The following is a 12,713-nucleotide window of genomic DNA, read 5'->3' on the forward strand; positions in this document are numbered from 1 at the left end:
GCCGACTGCCCGAGAGCCCCATCCTGGCCGACGGGCCGGCCGCCGTGAAGGTCACGGAGGCCGGTTCGCCGCACACTTGCTCAGCCTTCGCCCAGCACCCAGCTCCACCGATGCACCCCCGGTGCCACCAGGTAGCCCGGTGACGTGTCGGGGCCGCACGACGCCGTCCCCAGGCCGCGGTGGGCCGCGTCGACGTGGACCACACAGCCCGGGCGGGGGACCAGTTCGTCGTGGTGGGCGGCCTCCGTGAGGTCCCCCGCGCGGTAGCGGGTCACCGAGATCTGGCGGGGCTCGTCCAGCGTGATCCGTAGGCCGCCCGACTCCGGGCCCGTCAGGGTGAAGTGGCGGACACCGTGCCGGCCGCCGCTCTCCTGGGGGCGCAGGTACGGCGTGAACAACTCGTCCACGGGGAGGGCGTGGTGGCCCACCGGCGCCCCCGCCGCGCGGTCGGGGTACGACTCCCACGGCCCCTGGCCGAACCACTCAAGGCGGTCCAGGCCGGCCACCGTCTCGAAGACCGTGCCGACCCTCGCCACGTCACCGAACCCCGCCGGCAGCTCGGCCTCCTCCTCGATCCGTACGCCGCCCGCCACCGGCGTCAGCACCTGCCGGTGCCGTACGTCCGCCGGGCCTCCCGTGTAGAGGGCCTCCACCGTGATCCGGCCGGCCTCCTCCCGGACCGAGACGACCTTGCGGGACAGGGCGTTCAGGCCCCAGTCGCGCCAGCGGTCGGCCATGCCGCCGATCTCGTCGTTGTCGGTGGGCGCCCGCCAGAGGGTGAGGGTGGGGGGTGCCGTCAGCAGGGGGTGGCGGAGGAGGCCTTCGGCGTCCACCTGCACCGCGCCGCTCACCGGTGGCACGGGCACCGGGGACGGGCCGCGCAGGCGCACCTGCGGCACACACAGTTCCGTGTCGCTCGGCGCCCACGGCTGGGCCTTCGCCACCGTCACCCGGAGCGTCAGCCACGCCTCGCCGCCCTCCTCCGGCAGCTCGAAGGGCAGCGGTACGGCGGCCGTTCGGCCGGGGCGCAGATCGGGCAGGTCGGCGGGGGCGTACAGCGTCGTGCCGTCAGCCAGGTCCAGGCGCCACTCGCCGGTCAGCCAGTCCAGGGTTCGGAAGTGCTGGTGGTTCCCGATCACGACACCCCCCTGCTCTGCGCCCTCGATCCGTACCGGTGCCGCGATCTCGCGGTGCTCGTACAGGGCCGGCTTGGGGGCGCGGTCGGGGAAGACCACGCCGTCCGCGATGAACGGGCCGTCGTGGACGCGTTCGCCGAAGTCGCCGCCGTAGGCCCAGCGGTGGCCGTGCGGGGCGACGCCGTCTCCCCGGAGCGCGGGGCCCGTGCGGCCGGCCGGGCGGCCGTCGCTCAGGCGTTGCAGGATGCCGTGGTCCCAGAACTCCCAGATGAAGCCGCCCTGGAGGCCCGGTGTGGACTCCACGGCCGCCCAGAAGTCGGCGAGCGTGCCGTTGCTGTTGCCCATCGCGTGGGAGTACTCGCACTGGATGAGCGGCCGGGTCTGGCGGCCCGAGCGGGCGTGCGCCACGCACTCCTCGATCGGCGCGTACATGGGGCAGGCGATGTCGGAGGCGTCGTCCGTCGCCGCCCAGTCGAGCTTCGCGGCCCCCTCGTACTGGAGCGGCCGCGTCGGGTCGTGGTGGCGGACCCAGCCGGCCGCCGCGTCGTGGTGGGCGCCGTAGTCGGACTCGTTGCCCAGCGACCAGACGACGACCGACGGGTGGTTCTTGTCGCGCAGCACCATGCGCGACACCCGGTCGACGAAGGCGTTGAGGTAGCGCGGGTCGTCGGCGATCTCGTGCGCGTGGTCGTGCGACTCGATGTCGGCCTCGTCGACGACGTAGAAGCCGAGTTCGTCGGCGAGGTCGTACAGCGCGGGGTCGTTCGGGTAGTGGGCGGTGCGGATCGCGTTGAAGCCGAAGCGTTTGAGGAGGGTGAGGTCGGCGCGCATGTCCTCGGGGGAGACCGTTCGGCCGGTCGAGGGGTGGAAGTCGTGCCGGTTCACGCCTCGGATGTAGATCCGTTCCCCGTTGACCAGAAGGTCCCTGCCCACGATCTCCACGTCCCGGAAGCCGACCCGGTGCCGGGAGGTGTCGGCCACCGTGCCGTCGGCTCGGTGAAGTCGGATGGTCAGGGCGTACAGGTGGGGGGTTTCGGCGGTCCAGGGGCGTACCTGCGGCACCGTCGTCGTCAGGCGGGCCTCGCCCAGGAACGTCGAGACCCGTTCGTCCTCGGCGTTGAGCCGGTCGAAATCGGCGTCCTGGGCGAGGGGCGGGCCGTCCAGGTCGCCGGTCAGGTACCAGCCGGCCGGGAGCGTGCCCCGTGCGTCCCGCACCTGGCAGTCGACCCGGAGTTCGCCGTCGCGCCGTGCGCGCACCGTGACGTCGGCCAGGTGCAGCGGGTCGGTGGCGTACAGCAGGACGGAGCGGGTGAGGCCGCCGTGCCACCACTGGTCCTGGTCCTCGATGTGCGAGGCGTCGGACCACTTGACGACGGTCAGTCGTACGGTCGTCCGCGCGCCGGGACGCACCAGTGCCGTCAGGTCGAACTCGGCGGCCAGGTGGGAGTCCTTGGAGACGCCCACGGGCCGGCCGTCCACGTGGACCAGCAGCACGCTCTCGGCCGCGCCTGCCTGGAGCACGATCCGGCGTCCGGCCCAGCCGGCCGGCACGTCCACCTCACGCTCGTACACCCCGGTCGGGTTGGCGGCGGGGGAGCGCGGCGGGATGTCGGGGAACGGCATCGTGACGTTGGTGTACTGCGGCAGGTCGCCGCTGTCCTGGACGGTCCAGGCGCCCGGCACGTACGCCGTCGACCAGGCACCGCCGACCGGCGCGTCCGGAGCGGGCAGCAACTGGAAACGCCAGTCGCCGTCCAAGGGGATGGCTCCGGCACGCCGGTCGACGGCGTTCATGGGGAGGCGGTTCCAGGAGGTCAGCTCGGGCGCCTCCCAGGGGCGCAGCGCGATCAGGGGGTCGGGAGAGGTGGTCATCCGCGGACGGCTCCCTTGGCGAGGTCGCCGATGATCTGCCGGGCGCCGACCGCGAAGACGATCAGCAGCGGGATCAGGGCGAGGACCGCGCCGGTCATCACCATGCCGTAGTCGGTGGTGCCGTGGGTCCCGTTGAGCTGGGACAGTGCGACCTGGAGGGTGACGTTGTCCGGGTTGGTGAGGGCGATCAGGGGCCAGGCGTAGTCGTTCCACTGGCTCATGAAGGTGAAGATGCCGAGGAAGGCCAGCCCGGGGCGGACCACCGGGAGCGCGACGTGCCAGTACTGGCGCAGGAAGTTCGCGCCGTCCAGCCGGGAGGCGTCGAGCAGTTCGTCGTGGATGGCGCTGCGCATGTACTGGCGCATCCAGAAGATGCCGAAGGCGTTGGCGGCGGCCGGCACGATCAGCGAGGTCATCGAGCCGATCCAGCCGAGCTTCGCCATGATCACGAACTGCGGGATCGCGGCCATCTGCGCCGGGACCATGAAGATCAGCATGAGCAGCGCGAACAGCGCGTTCTTGCCGGGGAACTCGAACTTGGCGAAGACGAAGGCGGCGAGCGAGTCGAGGAACAGCACCAGGAAGGTCACCACGGTGGCGACCAGCAGCGAGTTCGCCATCGAGCCGAAGAAGTCGACCGTGTCGAACAGGTGGCGGACGTTCTCCGCGAAGTGCGAGCCCGGCAGCAGCTTAGGCGGGTACGAGAAGATCTCCGACGAGGTGTGCGTCGACATGATCACGGCCCAGTAGAACGGGAAGGCCGACAGCAGCACACCGGCGATCAGGGATGTGTGCAGCGCGATGCCCCGGCGTCCGGAGCCCTTGATGGATGCCATGTCGCGGCCTTCCTACTGTTCGCCCCGGCGCTGCACCAGGCGCCAGTTGATGATGGAGAAGAGGACGACGACCAGGAAGATGCCCCATGCCACGGCGGCGCCGTACCCGAAGTCGTTGTTGTCGAAGGTCTGCTGGAAGAAGTAGAGGACCATCGTCCGGCCGGCGTGGTCCGGGCCGCCCGAGAACGTGGACTCGTTGGCGGTGGTCTGGAGCAGCACCTGCGGTTCGGAGAAGCTCTGCAGTCCGGTGACCGTCGAGACGACGAGCACGAACAGCAGCGTCGGCCGCAGCAGCGGCAGCGTGATCCGGAAGAAGGTCTGCACGGGACCGGCGCCGTCGATACGGGCCGCCTCGTACAGGTCGCCGGGGATCGTCTGGAGCCCGGCGAGGAAGATGATCGCGTTGTAGCCGGTCCACTGCCAGGTCATCAGGGTGGCGACGGCGATCTTGATGCCCCACGGGGTGTTCAGCCAGGCCACCTGGTCCAGGCCGACCGCCTGCAGTAGGGCGTTCACCAGGCCGAAGTTGGTGGAGAAGACCGACCCGAACACGATGGCGACGGCGACGACGGAGGTGACGTTCGGCAGGAAGTACGCGAACCGGTAGGCGTTCTTGAAGCGGACCGCCGAGTTGAGCATCACGGCCGTCACCATCGCCAGGAAGATCATGGGGAAGGTGGCGAGCGCCCAGATGATCAGGGTGGTGCCGATCGACTGCCAGAAGTCGGTGTCGGTGAAGAGGTATTGGTACTGCGTGAGGCCCGCCCATTCCATCGAGCCCAGGCCGTCCCAGCGGTGCAGGGAGAGATAGAGCGAGAAGCCGACGGGGATCAGGCCGAAGGCCAGGAACAGCAGATAGAAGGGGGAGATCGCGGCGTAGAGGTGCCAGTGCTTGCGCCAGCCGGTCCGCGGCGGGGCCGTGGCGGGGCGTGGCCGGTCCACGGCGGGCGGGGTCTGTTCGGCGACGGCCATCAGAAGGTCACCCCCAGGTGCTTGGCGATGCGCCGGCACTTGCCCATGGCGTCCTCCCAGGCCTTCGCGGGGTCCTTGCCGAGGACACCGACGTTCTTGATCTCGTCCCGGATCGGCTGCCCGAGCGCGATGTCGTACGGGCTGTTGAAGGCGACCGGGATCTTCTCCGCGGCCGGCCCGAAGACATCCATGGTGATCTGCCCGCCGAAGAACGGGTCCGGCTCCCGCAGCTTCGGCATCCCGTACGACGCCGGGGTCGACGGGAACAGACCGGCGTCCACGAAGCCCTGCGCCTGATTGCGCGCGTCGAGCATCCAGCTGATGATCTCGAACGCCCGCTCGGGCTCCCGGCACGCCTTCGTGATCGCCAGGAAGGAGCCGCCGACGTTGGACGGGCCGCCCGGGCAGTCGGCCACCCGCCAGTGGCCCTCGGTCTTCGGGTAGGCGAGCTTGAGGTCGCCCGCGGCCCAGGAGGCGTTGAGCTGGCTGGGCAGTTTGCCCTTCTCGGTGGCCGAGATGGAGTCGGGGGTGCCCGCCACGATGTTCGACACGATGCCGCGCCGCTTGGCCTCCACGGCCCGCTCCCAGCAGGCGCGCACATGCGGGCCGTCCCCGATGAAGTGCCGGTCCTCGTCGACGAACCGGGTGGTGCCCTGTCCGATCGACATCTCGAAGACGCTGACGACGTCGGTCAGGATGTACGTGCCGGGCAGCCGCTTCTTCAGGCGCTCGCCGGCCGCGAAGAACTTCTCCCAGGTGTCCAGCTCACGCGAGACGTCCGCGGATTCGTGGGGGAGGCCACCCCGCTCGTAGACGGCGGGCTGGTAGTAGTGCACGACCGGGCCGACGTCGATGGGCAGGCCGATGAGGCTGCCGTCCGGGGCGACGGCCTGCTGCCACTTCCAGTCCAGGTACCGGTCCTTGAGCTTCTCCGCGCCGAGTGTGCGCAGGTCCACGAACTGGTCGGCGTTCGGGAGGTAGGACGCCATGTCCTCGCCCCGCAGTCCGGCGATGTCCGGGATGTGGGCCCGGCCGGCCAGCGTGGTGATCAGCTTGGAGCGGTAGTAGCCGCCGATCTGGATGGCGTCGAGGTCCACGGAGCCGCCGTACCGGGCCTTGGCCTTCTTCACGACCGTGTCGCTCAGGCCGCCGCTCCAGTACCACAGGACCATGTTCCGGCCGGTGGAGCCGGTCGGTACGGCACAGCCGGACGCCAGGCCGCCCAGCGCGGTGGCGGCCGTACCGGCCAGGCCCGCGCGCAGCAGGCCTCTTCGTGAGAGCCGCACAGCTCCCACCGCCTTTCGGATCTGTTCGGGACTTCGCAGGGAGGGGGTGTGGGGGTGGGTGGGTCAGTGCCGCGGTGCGGGCGGGGTGACGGGCGGATACGCGACCGGCGGCCCGGGGTCGTCCGGGAGCCGGTCCGCGAGGAAGCCGTACGCCCGCCGCAGGCCGGGGTCGGTCAGGGAGCGCCACCAGCGGTCGACGCCGTACCAGCCGGGCGCGGCGAGCGCCCCGCCCGGGTGGCCGACCGAGAGGCCGGCGGCGAGGACGGCGAAGCGCAGGCGCTCCTCCAGCGGCCAGCCGCCGAGGGAGGCCGCGACGAAGCTCGCCCCGAAGACGTCCCCGGCACCCGTCGGGTCGAGGACATCGATGTCAAGAGCGGGCACGTCGGCGTACTCGCCGGTCGTCTGGTCCACGGCGACGGCGCCCCGGCCGCCGCGGGTCACCACGGCCACCGGCACCAGTTCGGCGAGCTCCTTCAGCGCGGCGGAGGCGCTGCCGGTGCGGGTGTACGCCATGGCCTCGGCCTCGTTGGGGAGGAACGCGTGGCACAGGGAGAGCTGGTCGAGGAGGTCCCGGGGCCACTGCCCGGAGGCGTCCCAGCCGACGTCGGCGTACACCTGGGTGCCGTGCGCGGCGGCCTCGGCGAGCCAGGCGCGGGGCTCCGGCTCCAGGTGCACGAGGGCGGTGCGCGCCGGGGGCGGGTCGGCCATCAGCGCGTCCTGGCTGTACGGGGGTTCCTGGCCATGCGTGACAAGGGCCCGGTCGCCGCCGTAGGCCAGGGAGACGGTGACCGGGGTGGGCCAGCCGCCGGCCGTGCGGGCGAGCGAGAGGTCGATGCCCTCCTGGGCGCCGAGGACGTCCCGGCAGTGGACGCCGTACAGGTCGTCGCCGAAGACGGTCGCGAGCGAGGTGCGCAGGCCGAGGCGGGCGGCGGCGACCGCGAGGTTGGCGATGCCGCCGGGGCCGCAGCCCATGCCCTTCGTCCAGATCTCCTCGCCCGGGGTGGGCGGTCCGCCGAGCCCGGTGAGGACGAGGTCGTAGAAGAGCAGCCCGGTCAGCAGCACATCGGGCCGGTCGTCGTCCACGGATGCGTCCTCTCGCTCGGAGCTCCCCCGGAGGAGAGATCGTCAGAACTGTTCATTTCGGTGACCGGAATCGTGCGCCGCTCGGCGCGATTGGTCAATACCCGAGCAGAAATGAGCATGGCGTTGATTGAAAATGACGAGTAGTGTTCACGCCGTGCTGGCAGAACGACGACACCAACTCATCCTGCGGGCCCTGCGCTCCGGCGGGCCCGCGGCCGTGACCGATCTCTCCGAGCAACTGGGCGTCAGCCCCGCCACCATCCGGCGCGACCTGGTCAAGCTGGAGGAGGACGGCCTGCTCACCCGGGTGCACGGCGGCGCCGTGGCGGACGAGGGCGACCAGCCCTTCGCCGAGGTCGCCGAGGTGCGGGTGCCCGAGAAGGACGCCATAGCGGCGCACGCCGCCGCGATGGTCGAGGACGGTCAGTCGGTGCTGCTGGACATCGGCACCACGGCCTTCCGGCTGGCCCGGCAGCTGCACGGCCGCCGCCTCACCGTGATCACCAGCAATCTGGTGGTCTACGAGGAACTCGCCGACGACGACGGCATCGAGCTGGTCCTGCTCGGCGGCATGGTCCGCCGCGAGTACCGCTCCCTGGTCGGCTTCCTCACCGAGGACAACCTCCGCCAGCTCCACGCCGACTGGGTCTTCCTCGGCACCAGCGGAGTGCGGCCCGGCGGGCAGGTGATGGACACGACCGTCGTCGAGGTACCGGTGAAACGGGCCATGATCAAGGCCGGCGCCAAGGTCGTCCTGCTCGCGGACGCGACGAAGTTCCCCGGCCAGGGCATGGCCAAGGTGTGCGGTCCCGAGGACCTGGACGTGGTGGTGACGAACGCGCCGGTCGACACGGCGACGCGGACCTCCTTCGAGGAGGCCGGCGTCGAGGTCGTCGTGGCGGGAAAGGTGCAGACGTGAGGCTGACGATTCTGGGCGGCGGAGGATTCCGCGTACCGCTCGTGTACGGCGCGCTCCTGACGGACCACGCCGAGGGCCGGGTCACCCGGGTCGTGCTGCACGACCTGGACGCCGGCCGGCTCGACGCCGTGACCCGGGTGCTCGCCGAACAGGCCGCCGGGGTGCCCGACGCCCCCGAGGTCACCGCCACCACCGACCTCGACGAAGCGCTGCGCGGCGCCGACTTCGTCTTCTCCGCGATCCGCGTCGGCGGCCTCGAGGGCCGCGCCGACGACGAACGGGTCGCGCTCGCCGAGGGCGTCCTCGGCCAGGAGACGGTCGGCGCGGGCGGCATCGCCTACGGCCTGCGCACGGTCCCGGTCGCCGTCGACATCGCGCGCCGCGTGGCCCGCCTCGCACCCGACGCCTGGGTCATCAACTTCACCAACCCCGCCGGACTGGTCACCGAGGCCATGTCCCGCCACCTCGGCGACCGCGTCATCGGCATCTGCGACTCCCCGGTCGGCCTCGGCCGCCGTATCGCCCGCGTGCTCGGCGTGAAGAACCCCGCCGAGGCGTGGATCGACTACGTCGGCCTCAACCACCTCGGCTGGGTGCGCGGCCTGCGCGTCGCCGGCCGGGACGAACTCCCGCGCCTGCTCGCCGACCCCGGACTGCTCGGCTCCTTCGAGGAGGGCAAGCTCTTCGGCACCGACTGGTTGCGCTCGCTCGGCGCCATCCCCAACGAGTATCTGCACTACTACTACTTCAACCGGGAGGCCGTGCGCGCCTACCAGGAGGCCGAGCGGACCCGCGGCGCCTTCCTGCGCGACCAGCAGGCCGGCTTCTACGACCGGATGCGCGACCCGGACGCCCCCGCCCTGGAGATCTGGGACCGCACCCGCGCCGAGCGCGAGGCCACCTACATGTCCGAGAACCGGGAGACGGCCGGCGCCGGCGAACGCGACGCCGACGACCTGTCCGGCGGCTACGAGAAGGTGGCGCTGGCGCTGATGCGGGCCATCGCCCGCGACGAACGCACCACCCTGATCCTCAACGTCCGCAACCAGCACACCCTGTCGGTGCTCGACGCCGACGCCGTCATCGAGGTGCCCTGCCTGGTCGACGCCAACGGCGCCCACCCGGTCGCCGTCGCCCCGCTGCCCGACCACGCCACCGGCCTCGTCTGCTCGGTCAAGGCCGTCGAACGCGAGGTGCTGGCCGCCGCCGAGTCCGGCTCACGCACCACGGCCGTCAAGGCGTTCGCGCTGCACCCCCTGGTCGACTCGGTGGGCGTGGCCCGCCGCCTCGTCGAGGGCTACACCTCCGTCCACCCGGGGCTCGCCTACCTCACCCAATAATTCCGCCCCCGTTCTCTGCCTCCCTGGAGACCCTGATGCACGACGAACGCCGCCGGATCGAGGAGCGCGTCGAGCGCGTCCACACCCAGCGCATCAAGCCCGCGATCTACGCGGCCACCGTCCCGTTCGAGGTCGAGGCCTGGCAGGCCCCGGGCGAGCCGGTCCCCTTCGAGGAGGCCGCGGCCGCGCCCTACACGCCCTTCGCGACCGGCACCCCGTGGGGGCCGCCCTGGGGCACCACCTGGTTCAGGATGCGCGGCCGGGTGCCCGCCGAGTGGGCCGGGCGGCGCGTGGAAGCCGTCATCGACCTCGGGTTCGTCAGTGACTGGCCCGGCAACCAGGCCGAGGGCCTCGTGCACCTCGCCGACGGCCGCCCCCTGAAAGCCGTCAACCCGCTCAACCAGTACGTGCCCATCGGCAACCCGGCCGCGGGCGGCGAGGACGTCCACTACCTCGTCGAGGCCGCCTCCAACCCCGACATCCTCGCCGACGGCTTCGTCCACCCCACCCCGCTCGGCGACATCCGCACCGCCGGCGACCAGCCCCTCTACACCTTCCGGCGCGCCGACCTCGCCGTCCTGGACGAGGAGGTCTGGCACCTCGACCTCGACCTCGCGGTGCTGCGCGAACTCATGGTCCACCTCGGCGAGCACGAGCCGCGCCGGCACGAGATCCTGCACGCCCTCGACCGCGCCATGGACACCCTCGACCTGGACGACGTCTCCGGCAGCGCCCCCGCCGTCCGCGAGGTGCTCGCACCGGTCCTCGCCAGGCCCGCGCACGCCAGCGCCCACACCATCTCCGGCGTCGGGCACGCGCACATCGACTCCGCCTGGCTGTGGCCCATCCGCGAGACCAGGCGCAAGACGTCCCGCACCTTCTCCAACGTCACGTCCCTCGCCGACGAGTACGAGGAGTTCGTCTTCGCCTGCTCGCAGGCCCAGCAGTACGAGTGGGTGCGCGACAACTACCCGCAGGTGTGGGCCCGTATCCAGGAGTCGGTGAAGAAGGGCCAGTGGGCGCCGGTCGGCGGCATGTGGGTCGAGGCCGACGGCAATCTGCCCGGCGGCGAGGCCCTCGCCCGCCAGCTGATCCACGGCAAGCGGTTCTTCATCGAGCACTTCGGCGTCGAGACCAAGGGCGTGTGGCTGCCCGACTCCTTCGGCTACACCGCCGCCTACCCGCAGCTCGCCAAGCTCGCCGGCAACGAGTGGTTCCTGACCCAGAAGATCTCCTGGAACCAGACCAACAAGTTCCCCCACCACACCTTCTGGTGGGAGGGCATCGACGGCACCCGCATCTTCACGCACTTCCCGCCCGTCGACACCTACAACGCCTGCTTCAGCGGCGAGGAGATGGACCGCGCCGTCCGCAACTACCAGGAGAAGGGCGGCGGCACCCGCTCCCTCGCCCCGTTCGGCTGGGGCGACGGCGGTGGCGGCCCCACCCGCGAGATCATGGAGCGGGCCCGCCGGCTCGCCGACCTGGAGGGTTCGCCCAAGGTCGTCGTCGAGCACCCGGACGCGTTCTTCGCCAAGGCCCGCGCCGAGTACGAGGACGCCCCCGTCTGGAACGGCGAGCTCTACCTGGAGCTGCACCGCGCCACCTACACCTCCCAGGCCCGCACCAAGCAGGGCAACCGGCGCAGCGAACACCTGCTGCGCGAGGCCGAGTTGTGGGCGACGACGGCCGCACTGCACGCGCCTGGCTACACCTACCCGTACGAGAGGCTGGACCGGCTCTGGAAGACGGTCCTGCTGCACCAGTTCCACGACATCCTGCCGGGTTCCTCGATCGCCTGGGTGCATCGCGAGGCCGAGGCCGAGTACGCCCGTGTGGCACGGGAGCTGGAGGAGCTGACCGGCGAGGCGGTGGCCGCGCTCGGCGGGGGAGCGGCCCGCGTGTTCAACACCAGCCCGTTCGACCGCGCCGAGGTGGTCCGCACCTCCGAGGGCACGCCCGCCTATGTCACCGTCCCCGCGAACGGCAGCGCGCCCCTCGAGGCGACGGAGCCCGAGCGGCCCGTCACCGTCTCCGGGCGCGTCCTCGACAACGGCCTGGTCCGCGTCGAGATCGCCGAGGACGGCACCCTGTCCTCCGTGTTCGACCTGCGGGCCGACCGCGAGGTGCTCGTCGGCGCCGGCAACCTGCTGCGCCTGCACACCGACCTGCCCAACTACTGGGACGCCTGGGACATCGACAAGCACTACCGCAACCGCTACCGCGAGCTGCGGGAGACCGAGTCCGTCACCGTCGTCGAGGACGGCCCGCTCCTCGGCGCCGTCCGGGTCACCCGGGCCTTCGGCAAGGGCTCCACGATCACCCAGACGATCACGCTGCGGGCCGGCAGCCCCCGGATCGACTTCGCCACCGAGATCGACTGGCACGAGGCCGAGAAGATCCTCAAGGCGGGCTTCCCGGTGGACATCCGCGCCCCGCACTCCTCCGCCGAGATCCAGTTCGGGCACGTTCAGCGGCCCACGCACACCAACACCACCTGGGAGGCGGCCCGCTTCGAGGTCTCCGGGCACCGCTGGGTGCACCTCGCCGAGCCCGGCTACGGCGTCGCCGTCGTCAACGACTCGACGTACGGGCACGACGTGACCCGCACGGTCCGCGAGGACGGCGGTACGACGACCCGCGTCAGCCTCAGCCTGGTCCGTGCCCCGCGCATCCCCGACCCCGAGGCCGACCAGGGCATGCACCGGTTCACCTACGCGCTGCTGCCCGGCGCGAGCATCGAGGACGCCGTCGCCGAGGGCTACGCCCTCAACCTGCCGCTGCGGGTGGCGGACGCGGCGGGCGCGCCCGAGCCGGTGGTGTCCGTGGACGGCGATGGGATCACGGTCGAGGCTGTCAAGCTGGCCGACGACCGCTCCGGCGACGTCGTCGTCCGCCTCTACGAGTCCCGGGGCGGGCGGGCGGAGGGTGTGCTGCGCACCGGGTTCCCGCTGGCCGACGCGCAGATCACGGATCTGCTGGAGCGGCCCCTGGAGACGGTCGGCACGGACGGCGGGGTGCCGGTCTCGCTGCGCCCCTTCCAGGTGCTGACCCTGCGGCTCCGGCGGGGCACCGAGGGCTGAGCTCTGGGAAACACCTTCGGGCCGGCCGGCCGCCACCCCCGTGACAGCGCCGGCCGGCCCGAAGCCCCCGTGCTTCCCCCGTCGGTCCCCCGTGCTTCCCCCGCAGGACCCCCCGTTGGCCTTGCTCAGTGTCATGAGCGCGCGAGGGGCGGTCTGATACACCCACGCCGGAAGTTTTTTTTCTCC

General features: G+C 71.6%; 8 protein-coding genes. 3 read left to right on the top strand and 5 right to left on the bottom strand.

The annotated features are described in order from the left end of the window. Positions 1-80: 80 nt before the first annotated feature. From KBY32_RS00570 to KBY32_RS00590, 5 genes are all read right to left on the bottom strand, one after another. Positions 81-3,008, bottom strand: coding sequence for a glycoside hydrolase family 2 TIM barrel-domain containing protein (locus tag KBY32_RS00570; RefSeq protein ID WP_210978405.1), 2,928 nt, complete (start codon positions 3,006-3,008; stop codon positions 81-83). Further along, positions 3,005-3,844 (bottom strand): carbohydrate ABC transporter permease, encoded by an 840-nt coding sequence (locus KBY32_RS00575; RefSeq protein WP_210978406.1) that lies wholly within the window; start codon positions 3,842-3,844, stop codon positions 3,005-3,007. Before KBY32_RS00575 ends, KBY32_RS00570 begins: the two co-directional genes overlap by 4 nt. A gap of 12 nt (positions 3,845-3,856) precedes the next feature. Continuing rightward, the gene (locus KBY32_RS00580; RefSeq protein WP_210978407.1) at positions 3,857-4,816 is read right to left on the bottom strand and encodes a carbohydrate ABC transporter permease; all 960 of its coding nucleotides are present in this window, start codon (positions 4,814-4,816) and stop codon (positions 3,857-3,859) included. Next, the gene (locus KBY32_RS00585; RefSeq protein ID WP_210978408.1) at positions 4,816-6,102 is read right to left on the bottom strand and encodes an ABC transporter substrate-binding protein; all 1,287 of its coding nucleotides are present in this window, start codon (positions 6,100-6,102) and stop codon (positions 4,816-4,818) included. The genes KBY32_RS00580 and KBY32_RS00585 overlap by 1 nt, the downstream gene beginning before the upstream one ends. Positions 6,103-6,165: 63 nt before the next feature. Further along, positions 6,166-7,185, bottom strand: coding sequence for a carbohydrate kinase family protein (locus tag KBY32_RS00590; protein WP_210978409.1), 1,020 nt, complete (start codon positions 7,183-7,185; stop codon positions 6,166-6,168). A 154-nt stretch (positions 7,186-7,339) separates the two neighbouring features. Between KBY32_RS00590 and KBY32_RS00595 the strand changes: the two genes are divergently transcribed. From KBY32_RS00595 to KBY32_RS00605, 3 genes are read left to right on the top strand one after another with little or no spacing between them, the layout of a single operon-like run. Continuing rightward, on the top strand, positions 7,340-8,104 hold the full coding sequence (locus tag KBY32_RS00595; RefSeq protein WP_055619240.1) for a DeoR/GlpR family DNA-binding transcription regulator: 765 nt from the start codon (positions 7,340-7,342) through the stop codon (positions 8,102-8,104). Next, positions 8,101-9,444: a 6-phospho-beta-glucosidase gene (locus tag KBY32_RS00600; protein ID WP_210978410.1), complete on the top strand. Its 1,344-nt coding sequence runs from the start codon at positions 8,101-8,103 to the stop codon at positions 9,442-9,444. Before KBY32_RS00595 ends, KBY32_RS00600 begins: the two co-directional genes overlap by 4 nt. 35 nt (positions 9,445-9,479) lie before the next feature. After that, the gene (locus KBY32_RS00605) at positions 9,480-12,527 is read left to right on the top strand and encodes a glycoside hydrolase family 38 C-terminal domain-containing protein (RefSeq protein WP_210978411.1); all 3,048 of its coding nucleotides are present in this window, start codon (positions 9,480-9,482) and stop codon (positions 12,525-12,527) included. Positions 12,528-12,713: the final 186 nt, after the last annotated feature.

It is taken from the genome of Streptomyces sp. RK62, assembly GCF_018070255.1.
In the GTDB taxonomy this organism is placed as follows: Bacteria; Actinomycetota; Actinomycetes; order Streptomycetales; family Streptomycetaceae; genus Streptomyces; species Streptomyces nigra.